Here is a 20,640-nt window from a genome sequence, read left to right on the forward strand (position 1 = left end):
TCCCGGTTTCATGGTTGGAATTTATTTGAAAACCTTTTGGTAAAACAATTTGGCAAAATCTGTTTGTTCGGTATCGGCAGCACTGCTGTGCCGGCCGCACGGGCGCTCCTGGAACCGGCAACGCAACTGCCGGTTCCAGGACTGAAGACGTTATGGGAACGTCTTAGGGTCATGGTCCTTATTCAGGCGGGAGGATTACAATACGCGGTATGCGTAGTAAACAATTTTAATTTTGTCGGAAAAGTCTTTGTTTCCAGGTAGATACGGTTTTGGGTCTGAGACGAGAACCTCTTCCAGGACCTTGTCGGCTTTGATGGCTTCAAGTTTTCCGGTAAATTCATCATCAATCATATCCGTACGATGGGTAAAAATCACCATGCCGCCGGGTTTGGTAATCCGGGCAAACTCGCGAACCGCTTCAGGCACATCTTCAATGTAGGTGAGTGTGCCGATGCAGATCAGATTGGCAAACTGATTGTCCTCATAACGGAAGGGCTTTTCATTCATGTTGACAATGTGTACATCTTCATACACGCCCTTTTCCTTGGCAACGGCCGCAAAATCAGGGCTTAAATCAAAACCGATGATGCTTTTAAATCCGCCGGCGTTCAGTGCTTCACCGGTCAGTCCGCTGCCGCAGCCCGCATCGCATACGGTGCCGTCAACCTGTTTGTATTCTTTCAACAGTGCCGTGGCTTTTTCCGGTGCGTCATAATCCCAGTTTTTTACTGAGTCTTCGTAGTCTTTGCCCCACTTGTTGTAATATTCTTCAACTTCATCCGCTGCCTGGCTACCCTCTGCAAACCATTTATCTTCACCTAATTTTGTTTCCTGTAGTGCCAAAACCTTCTCCTTAATTTCGGGTTAGCGGATCGCGTTATTTGTTTCATCCGCCATTATATCAAATTTGGAGTTTAAAAACCCCATAAAACCAACGTAATTGTAACTTTAAATTTTTAATCTTAAATGCTAACGATACATACTCTATAGCCTCTTTCACATAAAGTCAAGGGGAAAATGTATTGAGTTCAATGTATTTGATTTGTGTTAGATTCTTTTTTAGGTTGCCACTATCGGTATCCATTGTGGATTCAGCGTAGGACCGCCGTGTTGCTCATATGAAATCAAGATACTAGTATGATGGATTAATTGATCGGATATATGATTTTTACATTGCTTCAAATAAAAACAAACTACATCGGGGCCGATATATTGAGTCGGAAATAATTTAGGTCAAGAAATGGTGCTATCCAATCGTCTTGCATGTCTCATTAAAAATTTGATAGTCGAGATTCAGCAGTTTTCCCGGCCCAGTGCAAATGCGTTTAACTTCCAACAATGCCAACAAATAAATTGATTTTTATCTGATTATTTGGCATGTTGCTGTCCGCAGAAACACAAGATAAAATCATTTGAGGTAAAATATAATAATGAACACAAAACGACTGATGCTGGGAAACGAAGCATTGGCTTATGGGTTGCTGAAAAACGGCTGCCAGATGGCCTGCGCCTACCCCGGCACCCCTTCTTCGGAAATCTTGTCCGCTGTTGTTTCCCTGAAAAAGGAGATGGATCTTAATATTCACGCCCAGTGGGCCGTAAATGAAAAAGTGGCATTTGAAACCGCTTACGCAGGCGCCCAGGCCGGGCTTAGAACCGCGGTGGCCATGAAACAGGTGGGACTGAACGTGGCTGCCGACCCCTTGATGAGTTCCGTATACTTGGGCGTGAAGGGTGGCTTTATAGTGATCAGTGCCGATGACCCCGGCCCTCACTCATCCCAGACCGAACAGGATTCACGCCTGATGGCGGTTATGGCCAAACTGCCGGTGCTGGACCCGGATTCCCCGGGCCAGGCCGCCGAGCTTGCCGGTATTGCGTTTGAACTGTCCGAAGCCTTTGAAATTCCGGTGATGCTGCGACCCACCACCCGGGTGTGTCACTCCCGCCAGAGCATGGATGTAAAAAAGATTGAAATGACGCTGCGCCAGGCAGCCTTTGAAAAAAATCCGGGCAGATGGGCGGCAACACCGAAATTCCGGCTCCAGCTTCACAAAGAACTGGAGGCCAAACTTGCAAAAATCGCAGACTACGAACCCACCCGCCCCCGGCTGGTATCCGGCACGGCCGCAGGTACCGGGCAGGCCATTGTTGTCGCCGGTGTGGCGGCTGCCAATGCCAGGGATATTATCAAGGAAAAAAATCTGGACATTCCTGTGTACCAGGTGGTCCAGGCCTTCCCCCTTCACAAGGCTTTTATCGATGAGATGGACGCCTACGACGACATTCTGGTGCTGGAAGAAACCTGGGGCGTCGTCGAGATGCAGCTGGCAGACAAAAAACGGGTTAAGGGTAAGAACACAGGTTTTATCTCCCCGGTGGGGGAACTGTTGCCCGAAAACGTGGAAGAACGGATCTGCGCCTTTGCCGGTTTGGATTATCAGGCCCCGCAAATCACCATGCTGCCGGGGCGGCGGCCCACTTTGTGCGCAGGCTGTCCCCACCGGGCAAGCTTTTATGCCATTAAAAAAGTCGCGCCCAAAGGTATTTTCACCAGCGACATCGGCTGCTATACACTGGGTTGCAACCTCGGTGCCGTGGATACGGTTACCTGCATGGGGGCAGGCATCAGCCAGGCTGCCGGCTTCACCATCGCTTATACTGAAAACGAGAAGCAGCCGCCCGTTTTTTCCACCATTGGCGATTCTACCTTTTTCCATTCCGGTATTCCCGGATTGATCGAAACCGTCACCAAAAAAATCCCTTATGTCCTGGTGATTCTGGACAACCGAACCACGGCCATGACCGGGCACCAGCCAACACCGGCATCGGGCCGGGACGCCGCGGGCGATCCCTGCATTGCCGTAAATATCCCGGACATTGTCAAAGGCTGCGGGGTGAACTTTATTAAAACCGCAGACCCATATGATCTGCCGGCATTTATCGACATTCTCAAAGAGGCAAAAGCGTATTGCCAAGAAAACGGCCCCGCCGTGGTTATTGCCGAACATCCTTGTCTGCTTGACATGGACAGGGCCGAACTCAAGGCATCCTTTAAAAAGGTGGTTGTGAATAGGGATGTGTGTGACGGCTGCGGATATTGCGTAAGCCGGTTTGAATGCCCGGCCCTGAGCATGGATCAAGAGACTGAACAGGTCCGCATTGACCCCGGCCTTTGCACCGGATGCGCCGTATGTTCATTTGTCTGCCCCAAGGGCGCACTTGTTCTTGAAAACCAGGAGTAAATATTATGTCAAATAATCAGCAGATTATCATTTCAGGTCTGGGCGGCCAGGGCGTTCTTTTTATAACAAAACTGCTTGCAGGTGCTGCCATGGCCGACAATCTTCCCGTACTTACGTCGGAAACCCACGGCATGGCCCAGCGGGGTGGCAATGTCATTTCTTATCTTAAAATCGGTGATTTTTCAGGCCCGCTGATCCGGCCTGCCACGGCAGATGCCCTGATTGCCCTGAAAGCGGAAAGCTTTGCTCACCATGCCTATTTTCTCAAACCCGGGGGCCTGGCCGTGGTAAACAGCCTCGATCCTGTTAAAGATGCCGGATACCGGGTATTTTCCGGAGATGCCGGCGCCCTGGCTGAAGCGGCGGGCAATGTACGCAGCGAAAATGTAGCCATGCTCGGCTTTTTCCTGGGCGCCGTGAAAGATGAAACCAGTGCATTCAACCCGGACAGCCTTTCCCGCATGATCAAGGAAAAATTCCAGGCCAAACCTGCCGTGGCGGCAAATGTATTACGCCTGCTTACGTCAGGTATGCAACTATACGAAAAAAGGTAAATTAATGCGTTTTATCCCTTCAAATATAACCGACGAACAGATCGCCGATATCCAGGCGCAGGGGCTGAAGTGGACCGTGTCCCACGCCTATAACAACAGCCCCTATTACAAAAAAAAGCTTGAAAATGCAGGCTGCCGGCCCCAAGACATTAAAGGTCTTGACGATCTCGAAAACCTGCCCTTTACGGACAAGCAAGATTTTCTTGAGGACTATCCCTTTCCCTTGCGGGCTGCACCAATGTCCGACATTGTAAGAATCCACGGATCTTCGGGCACCACAGGTAAAAGAAAAATTTTGTGCTACACAAAAGCGGATGTGGACAACTGGGCCAATATTTTTGCCCGGTGCTATGAACTGGCCGGGGTCACCAAAACGGACCGGGTTCAGATTGCCGTGGGTTACGGGCTTTGGACTGCCGGTGTCGGTTTTCAGAACGGATGTGAGCGGTTAGGTGCCATGGCCGTACCTTTAGGACCTGCCAACGTGGACATGCACATTGACATGCTTTTGGATCTTGAATCCACGGTATTCTGCGCGACCGCTTCCATGGGACTGCTTATGTCCGAAGAGATTGAAAAGCGCAAACTCATGGACAAACTTAAACTTAAAACCATTATCCTGGGCGCCGAGCGTCACAGTACGTCCATGCGCAAACGCATCCAGGAGATCACCGGCGTTAAACATATCCATGACATCTATGGCATGACCGAGCTTTACGGACCCGGCACCGGTCTTGACTGCACGGAACACGCCGGTATCCATTACTGGGCCGACTATTTTATTTTTGAAGTGATTGATCCGGTGACCCTGAAACCGCTTCCCGTCGGGGACGAAGGAGAGCTGGTGGTCACCACCCTGAAAAAACAGGGCACCCCTTTAATCCGCTACCGAACCCATGATGTCACCCGGCTGATCCCCGGGGCCTGCGCCTGCGGCAACCCCTTCCCCCGGCATGCCAGGATTTCCGGCCGTACGGACGACATGTTTATTTTCAGGGCCGTAAACATTTATCCCAGCCAGATTGATCATATTCTAGGCGGCATTGACGGGGTGGGCAGCGAATACCAGATCCACCTGCGTCAAGATGCCGACGGCAGGGATTACATGACCATCCGGGTGGAGCGCACCAAAGATGCCGCTGCAGCAGAAGATAACGGACTGGCCGACAAGGTGTCCAAGCAGATCCGTAAGAAACTGATGATCAGATCCCGGGTTGACATTGTGGATTACGGCCATCTGCCCCGGACGGAAAAAAAGAGCAAACGGGTGTTTGATACTAGAAACTAAAAAGGAGTTAAAATGAAAAAAATATCATTGTTTTTTTGTGTTCTGGCAGCGGTTGCCCTTGTTTTCGGAACAGCCCCTGTAACGGTTCAGGCTAAAAAAGTCCGCCTGAACTATGCCAATTTCCCCCCTGCGCCCACCTTTCCCTGCGTACAGATGGAAAGATGGAAAACCGAAATTGAAAAACGCACGGACGGTGCCGTTGGCATCAACACCTTTCCCGGCGGCACGCTTTTGGGGGCCAAAGACATGATGGACGGGGTCATTAACGGTCAGGCCGACATCGGCTGTATCTGTATGGCTTACCAGCCCGGCCGTTTCACCGTAACCAATGCCACCAGCCTGCCCCTGGAAATCCCCGATGCCAAAACCGGCAGCCTTGTGCTGTTGGACCTGTACAACAAATACCAGCCCAAAGCCTTTGACAAGGTCAAGGTGTTGACCATGTTTGTCACAGCCCCTGCCAATATCATGTCCAAAGCGCCAGTGACCGAGCTTTCCGATCTCAAGGGGCTGGATCTGCGTGCCTCCGGCGGTGCGGCCCAGATTCTTAAATCCTGGGGTGCCAACCAGGTGGGGATGCCCATGTCCGACACCCCTGAAGCCCTGCAAAAAGGTGTGGTCAAGGGACTTTTCTCCTCTTTGGAGGTGATGAAGGATCTCAAATTTGCTGAAATCTGCAAATATATCACCATCACCGATACTGTGATCTATCCCTTTGCCGTGATCATGAATAAAAATGCCTGGGCCAAGCTGCCCGACGATGTAAAACAGGTCATGGACGGCATGATCGAGGAACAGGCTGCCTGGACCGGCGAATACATGGACCGGCATGTCAGCGATGCCATTGCCTGGTCAAAGAAAGAACATCAGGTTGAAGTGATTACGCTGTCACCTGAGAAAAAGGCCGAGTGGCATGCACCACTTGCGCCGATTACGGAAAACTGGATTAAAACGGCCGAAGAAAAAGGGCTGCCAGGAGACCAGATTATCAAAGATATCAAATACCTAATCGTAAAACGCACCGCAAAATAGCGATTCACCCATGGAAATCATTGAAAAAATAAGCGAGATCCTGAATCGATGCGCCGGGATCATTGCCGGGACCATTCTGGTGTTCATGATTCTTTTGACCATGAGTAATATTGTGCTGCGCAGGGTCTGGGTGCCCATCCGGGGCACCTATGAAATTATGGGGTTTGCCGGGGCTGTGATCACAGCCCTTGCCATGGGGTTTACCCAGAAAAGAAGAGAGCATATCCATGTGGACATTCTGGTCAGCCGGTTTCCGCGGAGCGTCAAAAGGGCTGTATTTGCCGTGAACAATGGATTATGTACCCTTTTTTTTCTTGTGGCCGCCTGGTTTGTGTGCCGGCGGGGGATAACCCTGCTTGAAACCGGCGAGGTATCCGAAACCCTTAGAATGGTTTATTATCCCTTTGCCTTTGTCGTGGCATTCGGCTGTTTTCTGCTGGCGGCCATGCTGTTTATTGATTTGCTTAAATTATTTTTTCAAAAGGATTTCAAATGAGTCTGGCCCTGGTGGGTATCCTCGGGATTGCCATCCTGATGCTGCTGCTGTTCGTGTTCGGCATGCCTGTTAGTTTTGCCATGGCCCTGGTGGGTTTTGGCGGCTTTTCCTATATTCTTAACGTTAATGCCGGTTTAAACATGGTCAGCCAGGAGTTCTGGTCGGTATTTTCCAATTATGGCCTCACTGTAATTCCGCTGTTTGTGTTCATGGGGCAGATTGCCTTTTATTCCGGGGTCAACGAACGCCTTTATCAGGCGGCGTACAAATGGGTCGGCCATATCCGGGGCGGCATTGCCATGGCTACCATTATGGCCTGCGGCGCCTTTGCCGCCATCTGCGGGTCCAATACCGCCACAGCAGCCACCATGACCACGGTGGCATTTCCCCAGATGTCCAATTTCAGGTACAAGCCCATGCTTTCCTGCGGGTCCATTGCCTGCGGCTCTACCCTGGGGGTTGTCATCCCGCCGTCCGTGGTGCTGATCATCATCGGCCTTTCCACGGAACAGTCCATTGCACGGCTTTTTTACGGCGGTATCGGGGCGGGCCTTCTTTTGTGCCTGCTGATGCTGCTCACGGTGTCTGTGGTCTGTCGTTTGAATCCCGAGTGGGGGCCGCCCGGCCCAAAGTCGAGTTTTCGCGAGCGCATCCGCTCTCTTTCCGGCGCCATTGAGATGCTGATTCTGTTTTTTCTGATCATGACCGGGCTGTATGCCGGATACTTTACCCCGTCCGAGGCGGGTGGGGCAGGGGCCTTTTTCGCCGTGGTCATCAGCCTGGTCCAGCGGACGCTCTCCTGGGAAAATTTCAAAAAGGCCGTCATGGATACCCTGCGGGTGTCCTGCATGGTCATCATGCTGATTGCAGGGGCCATGATCCTGGGGAAGTTTTTAACGATCACCCGCATTCCGTTTAACATGGCCTCGTGGGTGGCTGACCTGAATGTTCCCGGCCCTGTCGTCCTGGCCGTAATTTTCGGCATGTACGCCATTGGCGGTGCCATCATGGATGCCCTGGCCCTGTTGCTGATAACTATTCCTATCTTTTTCCCCGTGGCCTCCCAGATGGGATGCGACCCCATCTGGTTTGCAGTGCTCATCACCGTGGTCACAACCCTTGGTGCCGTCACGCCCCCTGTGGGTGCCACCACCTATGTGGTGGCGGGTATGGCCAAGGAGAGTACCTTAAATGAGGTATTTAAAGGCGTAACCTTTTTTTTGCCGGCTTACCTGATCTGCATTGTTTTGCTTATGGTTTTTCCATGGCTTATTACCTTCCTGCCTGGGCTGTTGTAAATTCTTCCACGGTTCCTATCGTCCTGATTTTTAAACAGGCGCTAATATTTTATACTTTGGTTGACAAAAAGGTTGTTCCTATTTTATAGCCTAATCAAGGAATTATGTAGAACAAAACGTAAAAGCGCAGATGCGGGTGTTCTGTATTCAGTTCTATCCGTGCCTTATTTATTTGGAAATGGAGGATTTAAAATATGGTGTTACGAATAAACACGCTTTTTTGGGTCATTGTTACGGGTTTTTTGGTTCTGAGTTTTGATTGCGGGTTTGCCCAATCTTTGCGGTCTGATTTGGAAAATGCCTGGCATGCCCATCTTCAAGCCAGCAGCTCAGGAAATGAGTCGGAACTTCAACGTACAATGTCTTCCTACAGCCTTTGTACCTTGAAAAATAGACTCGTTTCGGCACAGCGGTCGTTAACCCCTGAAATTATAAAAAGTTTTGCAAAATATGGTCCTGATATATCTACAATGGAATTTACCAGAGTGATTGAAAAAGGCGATAATGCAGGGCTTGTATATGTCAGGGATTCAGAAAAAAAAGACGCCCATGGAACCCCTAAAGTGACGTTTACCGCCATTAAATTTGTAAATGAATCGGGATGGAAAGTGGACGCCACCATGAATTGCGACAAGCCGATGTATCGGCCTGATGGTTGCAAAACGCAATTTTATTTGTCGGACCTGCGACCGGCCTGTGTGATGGACGGGAAGGTAAAACCGGCACCCGCCTTGGTTCAAAAACCGTATTCAACAGCGCTGCTTGATGTCTTCAGCTACGGTTACCAGGCTCAGGTTATGGTTAACGGTATTCCCCAGAAGCCTGTCACAGCAAGTTGGTCCGGCGTCGTTATCGGTGGGCTTTGCAAGGACGAAAATAAAATCAGCATTAAAATGACAAAAGTAGATACAGCCAAACAGAGCGTTCCTAAAATAAGAATTCGCCAACTTCTTAACGATCGTACAACACGAGAAGTTTTAAAGTTTGCGCCTCAAAAAAATATTGAAGGCGTTCATACATTTACCGTCTCAGTTAGATAGAGCCCGAATTTCTTCGTGATTTTATAAAAAAAGTTTCGATCGTCTAATTTTTAAACAGGCTTTTTTAACTGATTTCAGCTTGTTTGATAAAATGTCTTGACAACTTTACATTTTGTCAATTATCATTCCGGTATTATTAACTGAGCAGCCCGCCGGATAACAGGTGAAATACAATTTCCGGATGGCTGCAGACTTGAGAATAAAACCGGTTATGCTGAATCCAGACTCTCCCATACCCTTGTATCACCAGATTTGTGAGCAACTCCAATCCCGTATCCGGGAGGGGATTTATCCGCCCGGGCATATGATTCCGTCTGAAACGGAACTGGCAAAATCATATAGGGTGGGCAGACCCACCGTGCGCCAGGCCATGGATGTTCTCGTGCAACGGGGCCTGATTCAAAGAAAGCGGGGTGCCGGCACCTTTGTGAAGGAACCTTCGCCACAAATTGATCTGTTCTCCCTTGCCGGAACTTCCCAGGCATTTTCAGCCCAAGGCGTCCCTACGCAAAAAAGAGTGATTGTGCCTTTGAAAAAAAAGACCGTTGCAGGCGATGTGGCCAATCCGTTTCACGGTAAATCCGCCTTTGCCCTGTCCCGCTTGACCATGGCCCGGGATGAACCTGTCTTGCTGGAGGATATTTTTCTGGATCCGGATCTGTTTGCGGGTATTGACGAAATGCATCTTGGGAATAAATCCTTGTCCCGGGTGGTGTTCGAGCGATTTTACCTGACACCTTCCGACGGCACCCAACAGTTCCAGGTGGAACCCTTGAATGAACAACGGGCATCCCTTTTGGGCATGTCGCCGTTTGATCCGATTCTGGTGGTCCGGCGGCTGCTCAATTTCCCCAATGCACCCGGGGCGGTCTATTCGGTGCTGTTCTGCCGCACGGACCGCTTTGCCTTTACCCAGACTATACAAAATCAAAGGTAAGGGTCATGGAAACAATAAATGCGACACAAATTGCCAACCATTTTATGAAAGGCAGATACATGAAACACCGCGGATATTACGGCCCCTTTGGCGGGGCCTTTTTACCTGAAATCCTTGTGGCTACCTTTGAGGAGCTGGATGCCCGTTTCAGGCAGGCCAAAGCAGACAAGCATTTCTGGGAAGAATATGAAACCCTGATGGCAACATATTCCTGCCGTCCCACGCCGTTGACCTATGCCGAGAACCTTACCCGGCATTTTGGCGGGGCAAAGATTTATATTAAACGGGAAGATTTGAACCATACCGGCGCCCATAAGGCCAACAACGTCATGGGGCAGGGGCTTTTAGTCAAAAGAATGGGTAAAAAACGGGTGATTGCCGAAACCGGGGCAGGGCAGCACGGGGTGGCCACGGCCACTATGGCGGCCAAGTTCGGGTTTGACTGCACCATCTATATGGGTGAGGTGGATGTGTTGCGCCAGCGGCCCAATGTGTTCTGGATGGAGCAGCTCGGCGCCACCGTGGTGCCGGTCACCGACGGGACCCGGATTCTCAAGGATGCCATCAACGAGGCGTTCAGGGACTGGGTCACCAACATGGACACCACCCACTATGTCCTGGGAACCGCCTGCGGCCCCCATCCCTTCCCTGAAATGGTCTCCTGGTTCCAGTCCATTATCGGCAAGGAAGCCCGTGCCCAGATCATGAAAGCCGAAGGCCGGCTGCCGACCAAGGTCTTTGCCTGTGTGGGCGGCGGTTCCAATGCCATGGGACTTTTCCAGGGATTCATGGATGATCCGGTTGAGCTTGTGGGGGTGGAAGCCGGGGGCGAAGGGATTGCCTCGGGCCGCCACGCCTCCCGGCTTTGTTCTGACGATGCCAGTTTCGGTATTGCCCAAGGCTATAAAACCTATTTTCTGCAGAACAGTGACGGCCAGATGAAAGAGACCCATTCCATCTCCGCAGGGCTGGACTATGTCGGTGTTTCTCCCATTCTTGCCCATATGCACGATCAGGAGAAAGCCCGGTTTGAATATGCCACGGACACTGAAGTGGTGGACGCCCTGAAGCTGACCATGCGGATGGAAGGCATTATTCCGGCCCTGGAGTCTTGCCATGCCTTTGCCGGCGCCTTTAAGGAAGCGGCGAACATGTCAACGGATGATATCATCATCATCAACCAGTCCGGCCGGGGGGATAAAGACATCTTTACCGTGGCCGATGCCCTTGGCGATCCCAAATGGAAAGAATTTATCTGTGCCAAAGCAGGAGAATATAAAAATGACTGAAACAAACACCCGGACACCTGCCCCCGCCTTTCTGGAAACCTATATCCGGGAGCAGCGAAAGAAAAAAGCTATCCTGTTGATGACCCATATTGTCATGGGGTACCCGTCCTTTGACGCTTGTTTTGAAATTGTCCGGCAGATGGTGGATGCAGGGGTGGACTTAATGGAGCTGCAGATTCCGTTTTCAGAGCCCATGGCAGACGGGCCGGTGATCCTCAAGGCCAACCAGGCCGCCCTTGACAGCGGGGCCACCGTGGAAAAATGTTTTGAGTTTGCCCAAAAGGTGTCAGACCGCTTTGACATCCCGTTTCTGTTCATGACCTATGGCAATATCCTTTATAAATACGGCATGGATGCCTTTGCCGCCCGGATGTCGGAAATCGGCGTAAAGGGCGCCATTGTGCCGGATCTTCCCCCGGAAGAGGCCAATGATTATCTGTCTGCCATGAAAAAACATGATCTGTCTGCCGTGTTCATCTTTTCTCCGGAAACCTCGGACCAGCGCATGAAGATGATCGACACCCATGCCACCGGCTTTATTTACTGCCTGGCCAGAAAAGGGGTCACCGGAAAAGAGACACAATTTTCATCGGACATGGGCAATTACCTGGCAAGGTGTCAAAAGTCCACCCGGCTGCCCACGGCCGTGGGGTTCGGGGTAAAGGAAAAAGCCGACATTGATTTTCTTATGGGCAAAGCCGATATTGCCGTGGTGGGTTCTCAAACCATCCGGGAGGTGGCGCAAAACGGGGTGAATGCCACAGGGCCGTTTATTCGCAGCCTCATAGAATAAGGCTTTTATATTTCCATTTGGTTAAAAAACCATTGCACCTTGATTCCTGACGCAGTTTGGGTTTTATTGTACATTGGTTGTTTGAGACATAAGAATTTGGAAAACTAAAATCCCGAAGGAAACACACCATGAATGTGGATGGAAAACAGATGCGGCCCATCTGGTTTGATAATGAGTCAAAAATCGTCAAGGTCATAGACCAGAGACGCCTGCCCCATGAACTGATTGTTCAAGACTTGACAAACAATAATCTGGTTATTCATGCCATCAAGGAGATGTATGTCAGAGGCGCCCCGTTGATCGGTGCCACCGGGGCGCTGGGGGTCTATGTCATTCTGGTGCAGAAGGATAACCAGGGCGCGGACGATGCATGGTTTAAGCGTGAGTGCGCACGCCTTCGTGATGCCCGGCCCACCGCCACCAATCTGGCCTGGGGTGTGGACCGGGTCATGGAAAAAGCCCTCAGCGCATCCGGGTATGAAGCCCGGGTGGCGGCTGCCTTGACGGAAGCCTTGGAAATTGTGGAAGAAGAGGCAGTGAACTGCCGGAAAATCGGTGAATTCGGCCTGTCCATCATCAAAGAGATTGCTGAAAAGAAAAACGGTGAGCCCGTAAACATCTTGACCCACTGCAATGCCGGGTGGCTTGCCTGTATCGAGTACGGCACGGCCACAGCACCCATGTATACCGCTTTTGATGCAGGCATTGATATTCATGTCTGGGTGGATGAAACACGGCCTTTGAACCAGGGATCGCGTCTTACTGCCTGGGAGCTTGGCAAACATGGCATCCCGCATACCGTGATCACGGATAACGCCGGGGGACATCTTATGCAGCATGGCATGGTGGATCTGGTGATTGTCGGCACCGACCGCACCACCCGGGCTGGCGATGTGGCCAACAAAATCGGTACCTATCTTAAGGCCCTGGCTGCCCGGGACAACAATGTACCTTTTTATGTGGCGCTTCCCTCATCCACCTTTGACTGGACCATCACCGATGGTGTTAAGGATATTCCCATTGAAGAGCGGGACCCGGACGAGATTAAATATGTGCAAGGGGTTGCCGATGGAAAAATTTCATCGGTTCTGGTGCCCCCGGAAAACAGTCCGGCCGCCAACCACGCATTTGACGTGACCCCGGCCCGCCTTGTGACCGGATTTATTACCGAACGCGGCATTTGCGGTGCCGGTGAAGAACAGATTATGGCATTGTTTCCTGATAAAAAAACTGATAAGAAATAATTATGACAACATCCCTCACAGAGCTGGAAAAAAAAGTAATTTCATTGCTGCAGACCGATATCCCGGTCTGCAAGCGCCCCTATCTTGTCATGGCAGAACAGATCGGCATTTCAGAGGACAAGTTTCTTGACGTACTGTCCGGTCTCCATGACAGAAATATGATCAGGCGCTTTGGTGCCACACTCAAACATCAGAAATCAGGGTTCAAGGCCAATGCCATGGTGGCCTGGAAAGTGCCTGAAGATCGGGTGGAAGCGGTGGGCAATATTATGGCATCCTTCCGTGAAATTACCCATTGCTACCGCAGAAATCCTGCGCCTGGGTGGGATAAAAATCTATACACCATGGTTCACGGGACCTCCGAAGACGAATGCTTTGCCATTGCTGCAAAACTTTCCGAGGCCACAGGTGAAAAAGATTATACCCTGCTGTTTTCCCGCCGGGAGCTGAAAAAAACGTCCATGCAATACTTTGAAAACTGATCCGCCTCACATTCTTTGCGTCAACCCCTGGGTCCACGATTTTGCCGCTTTTGATTTCTGGGCCCGGCCACTGGGGCTTTTAACCATTGCCGCCATCCTCCGCCAAAATCGTGTGCGGGTCTCCTTTCTGGATTGCATGAATCGGTTTCATCCCCGGAAAACAAATCGTGTCAAGGTGTATTGGGACGGCAGAGGCCCGTTTGACAAAACCCCGATTCCTTTACCCCAGGTGCTTGACCCCCATCTGGGGCATATCCGTAAACAATTTACCCGGTACGGGGCTTTAAAAGCGTGGATTGAACAGGATCTGCCGGCAATGGATCGGCCTGACCTGATTCTGGTCACCTCGCTCATGACCTATTGGGCCACGGGTGTGGCTGAAACCATTGCCCTGCTTAAAAAGCGTTTTCCCGGTGTGCCCGTGGTGCTGGGGGGTATTTACGCAACGCTTTGTGAGACCCATGCCCGGAAATATTCCGGGGCGGACCATGTGGTCACCGGTCCGGCCGAACCGGTTCTTGCAGACCTGGTGGAAACATACACCGGATTTAGCCTGACGCACATACCGGACCCGGCAGATCTTGACACCACGCCTTTTGCCGCCCTGGATCTCCAGGGCATCATGGCCTATGCCCCGATTCTTACCTCCCGGGGGTGTCCCTTTTCCTGCGAATACTGCGCGTCTTCCTTTCTTGAACCGCGATTTCGGCGGCGCTCTCCTGAAAACGTCTTTCAGGAGATTTGTCACTGGCACAATAATTTTCAGGTGAAAAATTTTGCCTTTTACGATGATGCGCTTCTGATACAGCCTGAAAAATACGCGTTTCCCCTGCTTGAGCGTATTATTGATGAAAAAATGGACCTCTTTTTTCATACCCCCAATGCCGTACACATCAAAGAGATCTCGGCAAAAGCAGCCGATCTGATGTTCAAGGCGGATTTTAAAACCATCCGTCTGGGGCTTGAAACCGCGGATTTTTCAAGCCATCGCCACGATATTAAGGTTAAACGGGATGAATTTCTTATGGCCGTGGACCACCTGCGCACAGCAGGATTTGCAAAGGATCAGCTGGGCGCCTATCTTCTATGCGGGCTGCCCGGCCAGAACCTTGATGAGGTGGAAGGGTCCATCACCCTGGTGAAACGTCTGGGGCTCACCCCGGTTCCGGCCTATTACACCCCCATTCCCCATACCCCCATGTGGGCGGATGCGGTCAAACATGCCCGTTTTGATATCACGGCCCATCCGGCACTGACCAACAACAGCCTGTTCCCCTGTGTGCGTTCGCAAAAGGATCTGGCGCGCATTTCTCAATTGAAAAAAATGGTGAAATAACGTATTTCTATCACATGATAGTATTTGATCTGGAATGCATTAACGGCCATGTGTTTGAAGGCTGGTTTGATGACCGGGAGGACCTTGACCGGCAGCAGGCCCAGGGCCTTCTGCAATGTCCGGTGTGCGACAGTTTTTCCGTAAGCCCCAAGCTGTCTGCCGTGGCCATACGAAAATCTGCGTCCCCGGCCCCTGCCGGTTCAGGCCGGGAGATGGCTACCCAGGCGCAAATGGAGGTCATGGCCGAGCTTGCCGAAAAAATGAGCCGGTACGTTGAAAACAATTACGAGGATGTCGGCGCATCCTTTGCCAAAGAAGCGTTGGAAATGCATTACGGGGCCAAGGCGTTTAAGCAAATCCGGGGAACCACAACCAAGGAAGAGGAAAAGGCCCTGGAAAAAGAGGGCGTGCCGGTCATGAAGATGCCAATTTTTAGTAAAGACGACGAAGATCTTAACTAATTTGCCGTTTTTATGAAATGCAATACATTTGCATTTGTAAGTTATTCATTATTCTGCCCGATATAACGACAGAAAACCTATGTGAAAGGAGTCTGTCATGAAAAGATTTCTTAAATTTTTTACATTTATTTCAATGATCACCATGTTCAACGGACCGGTTTGGGCTGAAACACCGCTTCCCGTATTTGTCAGCATCGTGCCCCAGCAATATTTTGTGCAGCAAATCGGCAAAGGTAAGGTGGATGTTTCCGTGATGGTTCAACCGGGGGCAAACCCGGCCACATATGAACCCAAACCGGGACAGATGGTAAAATTATCCAAAACCCGTCTCTATTTTTCCATTGGTGTGCCCTTTGAAACGTTCTGGTTGGATAAAATCGCATCCGCAAATCCGGACATGACCATTGTCCACACGGACAAAGGCATAGAAAAACAGCCCATGGGCGCCCACCATCACGACGATGAAGACCAGGCAGGTTACCATGATGATACGGCCCGGGCAGAAGCGGATCATGGCCACGAGGATGATCATGGCCATGCCGGGCTGGACCCCCATATCTGGCTCTCCCCCAGGCTGGTCAAGATCCAGGCCGGCCACATCCTTGATGCCCTTGCCGCCGCAGATTCTGAAAACAAGGACTTCTACACGGCCAATTATCATGCCTTTATCAAGAAAATTGATGCCCTTGACCAGGATCTGACCCGGATGTTAAAGGACAATGCCGGCATGCAGTTTATGGTTTTTCATCCGGCATGGGGGTATTTTGCCCGGGATTACCACCTGAAAATGATCCCCATTGAAATAGAAGGTAAGGATCCCAAACCGGCCAGATTGCAGGCACTGATCGAGCATGCCGGAAACAAAGGCATCAATGTGATTTTTGTCCAGCCCCAGTTTTCAAGCCAAAGTGCGGAACTTGTGGCCAAGGAGATTAATGGCCGGGTCATGCGGGCCAATCCCCTGGCCCTGAACTGGCTGGATAATATGAAAAAAATAGCTGAACAATTCAAGGAGGTCCTGAAATAATCGAGACTTTAGAAAAAGCTTTGGTCACGGTTGAACATGTGGATTTTTCCTACAATGGAGAGGCGCTTGTTCTTTCCGACATCAACCTGACCATCCGGGAACATGATTTTATGGCGGTTATCGGCCCCAACGGCGGGGGGAAATCCACCCTGATCCGGCTGATCCTGGGGCTTCTTAAGCCTGATAAAGGTCAAATCCGGGTGTTGGGTGAGCCTCCGGGCAAGCTGACCCAGGCCCTGGGATATGTGCCCCAGAACGTCCATATCAATGACCATTTTCCCATTACCGCCCTGGATGTGGTACTCATGGGCTGTCTGGGTACGGGACGGCATTTCGGGCGGTCCGGACTGCCTCGAAAAGCGTGTGAAAAAAAGGGATTGGCCACCCTGGAGCGCCTGGGCATGGCCAAACATGCCCGCAAAAAGATCGGGGAACTTTCCGGGGGACAGCGCCAGCGGGTGTTTATTGCCCGGGCGCTGATGACCCGGCCGCGCCTGTTGCTTCTGGACGAACCCACGGCCGGTATTGACTCCGGGGGCCGGAGGGATTTTTTAAACCTGCTTGAAACCCTGAATAAGGATGTGGCCATTGTGGTGGTCACCCATGACCTGTTTGCCGTGTCCGGTTATGTCAAATCCGTGGCCTGTGTGAACCATCGGCTGCATTACCACTCCCAGGAAGAGATTCAAGGGCAGTCGCTTGAAACCATGTATGACTGCTCGGTGGAAGACGTGTGCCGGGTCCAGGTGCTGGCCCAGGGACTTCCCGGGGCCGGGCTGAAAAGAAGCGGAGATGCCGATGGAAATCCTTAACTACGAATTCATGCGCCATGCTTTGGCCGCAGGACTGCTGACCAGCATCATTTGCGGCATCATGGGCACCCTGGTGGTGGTGAACCGTATCGTATTTTTATCCGGCGGCATTGCCCATGCCGCCTATGGCGGGATCGGCATGGCATTTTATTTTAACTGGCCGGTGATCCCTTCCACCATGGGGTTTTCCCTGGTCGCTTCCCTGGTCATGGCGGCCGTCACCCTGAACAACCGGCAACGGGCCGACACGGTTATTGGTGTGATCTGGGCCGTGGGCATGGCATTCGGTATAATTCTGGTGGACCTGACCCCGGGGTATAATGTGGACCTGATGAGTTATCTTTTCGGCAGTATTCTCACCGTACCCGGGTCAGACCTGATCATTATGGGTGTCATCGGCACCCTGATTCTGTTTCTGGTTGTGTTTTTTTATAATGAACTGATGGCCATTTCCTATGACGAGGAATTTTCAGGCTTGCGGGGACTTCCGGTACATGGCATCTACTTTTTCCTGATTGCCATGCTTGGACTTACCGTGGTCATGGTAATCCAGGTGGTGGGGCTGATCATGGTGATTGCGCTGCTCACCATTCCACCGTTTATGATGGAAAAATATGCCCGGTCCCTGGGCACCATGATGGCCGGTTCAAGCTTGCTGGGCGCCTGTTTTACCATGGCGGGCCTCTATCTGTCCTACCGGTTTGACCTGACCTCGGGGGCTGCCATTATCATGGTGGCCGGCACGGTATTCCTGGTCACCCTGGGGGTTGAAAAAATATGGCGTTTTATCCCCGGAACAGTTCACAGCATATCGGAGAACTGAAAAGGCATCACAATATGGACGAAATGCTTAGCACGCGACAGGTGGCAAAGTATCTGAATGTAAACGAGAAAATGGTCTATTCCCTGATCGCCGACAAGGGCCTGCCGGCGTCTAAAATAACGGGGAAATGGTTGTTTCCCCTTGATCTTGTCCGCCAATGGGTTGAAAACGGTACCCGGAATTTTCCCGAACAGGCTAAGCTGCCCCCATATCATGGACTGGTTCTTATATCCGGCGCCAACGATCTGCTGCTGGATACCCTGGTCGCCACATTCAATTTGAAACACAGTGAGCACATGGCGCTGTTCGGTCTGGCCGGCAGCCTGGGCGGGCTCAAGGCCTTAAGAAAAAATCTGTGTCACATTGCCGGCTGCCGGTCGGCAGATGACGACAGCGATACCGCTTTCCCGTTCATGGACGAAGAGATTGCCCAGGCCCCGGCGGTTGTCAACCTGTGCCATAGAGAGCAGGGACTGATCGTTCAAAAAAACAATCCCCTGGGGATCTCATCTGTAAAAGACTTGTCCCGAAAGGGGGTTGCCCTGGTCAATCGCCGTCTGGGTACCGGGGCCCGGCAGCTTCTGGACCGGGAGATAGAACGGTTTGGAATGGATAGTGATGCCATTAACGGATATGAGAACTGTGTATCCCGGCATATGGATGCAGGCCTGGCCATACTTAATGGAAACGCCCATGCCGCACCCGGCATCAGAGCTGTGGCCAACCTTCTGGGATTGGATTTCATTGCCCTGTGCTGGGAGCGGTTTGATCTTTTTGTCAATAAAGAGAGCTTTTTTGAACAGGGCGTCCAATTGTTTCTGGCCATGCTCAAAGGTAAGGTGATTCAAAGAACCGCCGATGAACTGGGTGGATACGACCTGTCCATGACCGGAAAAATGGTTTACCCTGAAACCGGTAACGATGATGGGTAAATTGTAAGAAACTAGAGACAAGATACAAGAAACAAGGGGTGACGCGCCTGCGGCGCCCATATAAGGGATAAAGCGATGTCGGAATTCAACTGGGGTTGGATTTTAATGATTTTTCTGGTCAGGTTATAAAATCTAATTAAATAGTAATCAAAAGTATTTAATTTACGATTCAATTAGAGTTTTTTATTAAAATGTAAACACCTTAAGTGGCTGAAACCCGCAGCCTCTATTCCTTATCTTTGTAAGTTTAAAGATTCAGGAACTTCTTTTAACTACTTGAACTTCTCTTGTCCCGTATGTCGGACATAAGTTCTGCTTATAGCTTAAGGTTTTACACACTCAGCTTTTTGAGTGCAACCGCCAACACCTTTTCAAAGAGCTGAATAATATGTTAGCACTTATATCGTACATTCAGCACCCCTTTCGATCACTCTTTGATAATTTTTCAGTATCCGTTACGGTGAGATAAAGCATTCTGGTTTTATATCCAAAGCCTTAAGATACTGAAGTTGAACTTTGGTGAGAGGTTTTGCCAATTTCCGCTTTTTACCACTAGTGATGACTAAAATGCTGAGAAATTTTGTGGTCATCATGAAAGAGGTAGGATTTTTCGTTAGCTGTTTTTTCCATCCTGGTAGAGGCGTATCGGTTTCTTTCACGTATAGCTTTAAATCTCTTTCTACCAAGCGCCAAAGAAGGAGGGCAAGAAGAAGAATCAGCCCCAAAGCTTCTATACGCTCCGGCTTTTTCAAGAATATGGCATTAACGATAGCGGGATCCTTAAGAAATCCAAAATTTTTTTCAATCCCATCTTGCTCTTTGTATAGTCGTAGCAAGTCTTCTCCCGTCCAGTTTTGATCTTTATTCTGGGTTGGGACATTGGTAATGAGAACAAAGCAACCGGCTTCTAATCTAAGTTTTTCTATTTTTTCAGCAGCCTCTTCAATATTTACACCTAACTTATATTCAATAGACTTAGGTTGTTTGATTTCTCCTTTTTTAGGACGACCTCTACCGTATCGGGGAACTTCGGTAATATCCACATTTATGTTATGAAGGCTTTTCTCTGCCGATTTGGCTAATTCACTGGCCGCCACTTCGGCATCAGGAAGGCATTTGAAGGGCTGATGATTTATCTCTTTGATTTTTTTTTCAAGTTCAGCTTTGCTGTTTTTTATCATGCCGTCAATACGTTTTTGCCGTCTTTTATCATAAGCGCTGGAATGAAAATTATATAGTAACTATTCAAATATTATTTTATAAGTAATAGGATTTATTACTTTTAAATCGACTATATGTATATAATTTTATACACTACGTCCATGAAACCACTAAAATTTGTCGGTAATAGTTTAAACGACCTGAAATCTTTTCCAAAGCCGGTACAAAAAGAAGCAGGCTATCAGCTCAACAAAAGACCCAGAAGACCACATTGGTACTTCGTAGACAGTGCCGCCGTTGAAATAGTTATCCCGGCGGTAGGGATTGGGCTCAAAAAGTAAAAACATGCTCCTTTGGGGCATCCCGTTTTGAAAACATACACTTAACATG

General features: G+C 50.2%; 19 protein-coding genes and 1 pseudogene. 18 read left to right on the forward strand and 2 right to left on the reverse strand.

The features are described from left to right. Positions 1-195: 195 nt before the first annotated feature. A complete protein-coding gene (locus HXW94_RS03430; protein ID WP_178365498.1) occupies positions 196-843 on the reverse strand; it encodes a class I SAM-dependent DNA methyltransferase in 648 nt (215 codons plus the stop codon). 587 nt (positions 844-1,430) lie between these two features. On the opposite strand from HXW94_RS03430, the gene HXW94_RS03435 reads away from it, so the two are divergent. The 18 genes from HXW94_RS03435 to HXW94_RS03520 all read left to right on the forward strand — a co-directional run bounded on the left by HXW94_RS03435 (position 1,431) and on the right by HXW94_RS03520 (position 19,089). Beyond that, entirely contained in the window at positions 1,431-3,245 is a 1,815-nt protein-coding gene (locus HXW94_RS03435) for a thiamine pyrophosphate-dependent enzyme (protein ID WP_178365499.1), read from the forward strand. Between the two features lie 5 nt (positions 3,246-3,250). Next, positions 3,251-3,799, forward strand: coding sequence for a 2-oxoacid:acceptor oxidoreductase family protein (locus tag HXW94_RS03440; RefSeq protein WP_178365500.1), 549 nt, complete (start codon positions 3,251-3,253; stop codon positions 3,797-3,799). Between the two features lie 4 nt (positions 3,800-3,803). Then, positions 3,804-5,087, forward strand: coding sequence for a phenylacetate--CoA ligase family protein (locus HXW94_RS03445; RefSeq protein WP_178365501.1), 1,284 nt, complete (start codon positions 3,804-3,806; stop codon positions 5,085-5,087). Between the two features lie 12 nt (positions 5,088-5,099). Further along, on the forward strand, positions 5,100-6,119 hold the full coding sequence (locus HXW94_RS03450; protein ID WP_178365502.1) for a TRAP transporter substrate-binding protein: 1,020 nt from the start codon (positions 5,100-5,102) through the stop codon (positions 6,117-6,119). Between the two features lie 10 nt (positions 6,120-6,129). Then, on the forward strand, positions 6,130-6,615 hold the full coding sequence (locus HXW94_RS03455) for a TRAP transporter small permease (protein WP_178365503.1): 486 nt from the start codon (positions 6,130-6,132) through the stop codon (positions 6,613-6,615). Then, positions 6,612-7,913, forward strand: coding sequence for a TRAP transporter large permease (locus HXW94_RS03460; protein ID WP_178365504.1), 1,302 nt, complete (start codon positions 6,612-6,614; stop codon positions 7,911-7,913). Before HXW94_RS03455 ends, HXW94_RS03460 begins: the two co-directional genes overlap by 4 nt. A gap of 470 nt (positions 7,914-8,383) precedes the next feature. Continuing rightward, positions 8,384-8,953: a hypothetical protein gene (locus HXW94_RS03465; RefSeq protein ID WP_246293714.1), complete on the forward strand. Its 570-nt coding sequence runs from the start codon at positions 8,384-8,386 to the stop codon at positions 8,951-8,953. A gap of 163 nt (positions 8,954-9,116) precedes the next feature. Beyond that, positions 9,117-9,890, forward strand: a complete 774-nt coding sequence (locus HXW94_RS03470) for a GntR family transcriptional regulator (RefSeq protein ID WP_343054544.1) — start codon at positions 9,117-9,119, stop codon at positions 9,888-9,890. A 59-nt stretch (positions 9,891-9,949) separates the two neighbouring features. Further along, a complete protein-coding gene (gene trpB / locus HXW94_RS03475; protein ID WP_178365573.1) occupies positions 9,950-11,179 on the forward strand; it encodes a tryptophan synthase subunit beta in 1,230 nt (409 codons plus the stop codon). Beyond that, on the forward strand, positions 11,172-11,972 hold the full coding sequence (gene trpA / locus HXW94_RS03480; RefSeq protein ID WP_178365506.1) for a tryptophan synthase subunit alpha: 801 nt from the start codon (positions 11,172-11,174) through the stop codon (positions 11,970-11,972). The genes trpB and trpA overlap by 8 nt, the downstream gene beginning before the upstream one ends. A 128-nt stretch (positions 11,973-12,100) precedes the next feature. After that, positions 12,101-13,216 carry an S-methyl-5-thioribose-1-phosphate isomerase gene (mtnA, locus tag HXW94_RS03485; RefSeq protein ID WP_178365507.1) on the forward strand — a complete coding sequence of 372 codons (1,116 nt, stop codon included), beginning with the start codon at positions 12,101-12,103 and terminating at the stop codon, positions 13,214-13,216. A gap of 2 nt (positions 13,217-13,218) precedes the next feature. Beyond that, positions 13,219-13,698 (forward strand): siroheme decarboxylase subunit beta, encoded by a 480-nt coding sequence (gene ahbB / locus HXW94_RS03490; RefSeq protein WP_178365508.1) that lies wholly within the window; start codon positions 13,219-13,221, stop codon positions 13,696-13,698. Continuing rightward, on the forward strand, positions 13,688-15,034 hold the full coding sequence (locus HXW94_RS03495; protein WP_178365509.1) for a B12-binding domain-containing radical SAM protein: 1,347 nt from the start codon (positions 13,688-13,690) through the stop codon (positions 15,032-15,034). Before ahbB ends, HXW94_RS03495 begins: the two co-directional genes overlap by 11 nt. A 14-nt stretch (positions 15,035-15,048) precedes the next feature. Beyond that, positions 15,049-15,495, forward strand: coding sequence for a DUF1178 family protein (locus tag HXW94_RS03500; RefSeq protein ID WP_178365510.1), 447 nt, complete (start codon positions 15,049-15,051; stop codon positions 15,493-15,495). A gap of 97 nt (positions 15,496-15,592) precedes the next feature. Continuing rightward, complete coding sequence (locus HXW94_RS03505) at positions 15,593-16,522, forward strand: metal ABC transporter solute-binding protein, Zn/Mn family (RefSeq protein WP_178365511.1); 930 nt, start codon at positions 15,593-15,595, stop codon at positions 16,520-16,522. Positions 16,523-16,542: 20 nt separating this feature from the next. Then, a complete protein-coding gene (locus HXW94_RS03510; protein WP_218576549.1) occupies positions 16,543-17,334 on the forward strand; it encodes a metal ABC transporter ATP-binding protein in 792 nt (263 codons plus the stop codon). Beyond that, positions 17,321-18,157: a metal ABC transporter permease gene (locus tag HXW94_RS03515; protein ID WP_178365512.1), complete on the forward strand. Its 837-nt coding sequence runs from the start codon at positions 17,321-17,323 to the stop codon at positions 18,155-18,157. Before HXW94_RS03510 ends, HXW94_RS03515 begins: the two co-directional genes overlap by 14 nt. 14 nt (positions 18,158-18,171) lie before the next feature. Beyond that, positions 18,172-19,089, forward strand: coding sequence for a helix-turn-helix transcriptional regulator (locus HXW94_RS03520; protein WP_178365575.1), 918 nt, complete (start codon positions 18,172-18,174; stop codon positions 19,087-19,089). Between the two features lie 455 nt (positions 19,090-19,544). On the opposite strand, the pseudogene HXW94_RS03525 reads toward HXW94_RS03520, so the two are convergent. Next, positions 19,545-20,306, reverse strand: a pseudogene (locus tag HXW94_RS03525) (IS1634 family transposase); the annotation flags it as partial. Positions 20,307-20,640 lie beyond the last annotated feature (334 nt).

The sequence above is a fragment of the Desulfobacter latus genome (assembly GCF_013389365.1).
In the GTDB taxonomy this organism is placed as follows: domain Bacteria; phylum Desulfobacterota; class Desulfobacteria; order Desulfobacterales; family Desulfobacteraceae; genus Desulfobacter; species Desulfobacter latus.

Coding starts and splice junctions, on each gene's coding strand:
- HXW94_RS03435 (WP_178365499.1), top strand. CDS start 1,431: ATGAACACAAAACGACTGATGCTGGGAAACGAAGCATTGGCTTATGGG.
- HXW94_RS03440 (WP_178365500.1), top strand. CDS start 3,251: ATGTCAAATAATCAGCAGATTATCATTTCAGGTCTGGGCGGCCAGGGC.
- HXW94_RS03445 (WP_178365501.1), top strand. CDS start 3,804: ATGCGTTTTATCCCTTCAAATATAACCGACGAACAGATCGCCGATATC.
- HXW94_RS03450 (WP_178365502.1), top strand. CDS start 5,100: ATGAAAAAAATATCATTGTTTTTTTGTGTTCTGGCAGCGGTTGCCCTT.
- HXW94_RS03455 (WP_178365503.1), top strand. CDS start 6,130: ATGGAAATCATTGAAAAAATAAGCGAGATCCTGAATCGATGCGCCGGG.
- HXW94_RS03460 (WP_178365504.1), top strand. CDS start 6,612: ATGAGTCTGGCCCTGGTGGGTATCCTCGGGATTGCCATCCTGATGCTG.
- HXW94_RS03465 (WP_246293714.1), top strand. CDS start 8,384: ATGGAATTTACCAGAGTGATTGAAAAAGGCGATAATGCAGGGCTTGTA.
- trpB (WP_178365573.1), top strand. CDS start 9,950: ATGAAACACCGCGGATATTACGGCCCCTTTGGCGGGGCCTTTTTACCT.
- trpA (WP_178365506.1), top strand. CDS start 11,172: ATGACTGAAACAAACACCCGGACACCTGCCCCCGCCTTTCTGGAAACC.
- mtnA (WP_178365507.1), top strand. CDS start 12,101: ATGAATGTGGATGGAAAACAGATGCGGCCCATCTGGTTTGATAATGAG.
- ahbB (WP_178365508.1), top strand. CDS start 13,219: ATGACAACATCCCTCACAGAGCTGGAAAAAAAAGTAATTTCATTGCTG.
- HXW94_RS03500 (WP_178365510.1), top strand. CDS start 15,049: ATGATAGTATTTGATCTGGAATGCATTAACGGCCATGTGTTTGAAGGC.
- HXW94_RS03505 (WP_178365511.1), top strand. CDS start 15,593: ATGAAAAGATTTCTTAAATTTTTTACATTTATTTCAATGATCACCATG.
- HXW94_RS03515 (WP_178365512.1), top strand. CDS start 17,321: ATGGAAATCCTTAACTACGAATTCATGCGCCATGCTTTGGCCGCAGGA.
- HXW94_RS03520 (WP_178365575.1), top strand. CDS start 18,172: ATGGACGAAATGCTTAGCACGCGACAGGTGGCAAAGTATCTGAATGTA.